Here is a 1,371-nt window from a genome sequence, read left to right as displayed (position 1 = left end):
CATATTATATGGTTAAGTCCTCGATCTATTAGTATTCGTCAGCTCCACATGTCACCATGCTTCCACCTCGAACCTATCAACCTGATCATCTTTCAGGGATCTTACTAGCTTACGCTATGGGAAATCTCATCTTGAGGGGGGCTTCATGCTTAGATGCTTTCAGCACTTATCCCTTCCGCACATAGCTACCCAGCTATGCCCTTGGCAGAACAACTGGTACACCAGCGGTGCGTCCATCCCGGTCCTCTCGTACTAAGGACAGCTCCTCTCAAATTTCCTACGCCCACGACGGATAGGGACCGAACTGTCTCACGACGTTCTGAACCCAGCTCGCGTACCGCTTTAATGGGCGAACAGCCCAACCCTTGGGACCGACTACAGCCCCAGGATGCGATGAGCCGACATCGAGGTGCCAAACCTCCCCGTCGATGTGGACTCTTGGGGGAGATAAGCCTGTTATCCCCGGGGTAGCTTTTATCCGTTGAGCGATGGCCCTTCCATGCGGAACCACCGGATCACTAAGCCCGACTTTCGTCCCTGCTCGACTTGTAGGTCTCGCAGTCAAGCTCCCTTATGCCTTTGCACTCTACGAATGATTTCCAACCATTCTGAGGGAACCTTTGGGCGCCTCCGTTACACTTTAGGAGGCGACCGCCCCAGTCAAACTGCCCACCTGACACTGTCTCCCGGGTCGATAAGACCCGTAGGTTAGAATTTCAATACAGTCAGGGCGGTATCCCACCAGCGCCTCCACCGAAGCTAGCGCTCCGGTTTCAATGGCTCCCGCCTATCCTGTACAAACTGTACCAAAATTCAATATCAGGCTACAGTAAAGCTCCACGGGGTCTTTCCGTCCTGTCGCGGGTAACCTGCATCTTCACAGGTACTATAATTTCACCGAGTCTCTGGTTGAGACAGTGCCCAAATCGTTACACCTTTCGTGCGGGTCGGAACTTACCCGACAAGGAATTTCGCTACCTTAGGACCGTTATAGTTACGGCCGCCGTTTACTGGGGCTTCAGTTCAGAGCTTCGCTTACGCTAACCCCTCTCCTTAACCTTCCAGCACCGGGCAGGTGTCACCCCCTATACTTCGCCTTACGGCTTCGCAGAGAGCTGTGTTTTTGCTAAACAGTCGCTTGGGCCTATTCACTGCGGCTTTCCGTTAAGAAAGCACCCCTTCTCCCGAAGTTACGGGGTCATTTTGCCGAGTTCCTTAACCAGAGTTCTCTCGCACACCTTAGGATTCTCTCCTCGCCTACCTGTGTCGGTTTGCGGTACAGGCACCTTTTATCTCGCTAGAAGCTTTTCTTGGCAGCGGGGAATCAAAGACTTCGCTCCATAAGGAGCTTCCCCATCACAGCTCAGCCTT

General features: G+C 53.0%; 1 rRNA gene. It reads right to left on the bottom strand.

What is annotated here, in order from left to right:
* Window positions 1-8 precede the first annotated feature (8 nt).
* A 23S ribosomal RNA gene (locus tag ACTFSL_RS31060) occupies window positions 9-1,371 on the bottom strand; the annotation flags it as partial.

Source organism: Bacillus cereus group sp. MYBK108-1, assembly GCF_051917185.1.
In the GTDB taxonomy this organism is placed as follows: Bacteria; Bacillota; Bacilli; order Bacillales; family Bacillaceae_G; genus Bacillus_A; species Bacillus_A cereus.
The sequence above is the reverse complement of the archived record's forward strand: the minus strand, read 5'-3'. Positions and strand labels throughout refer to the sequence as shown.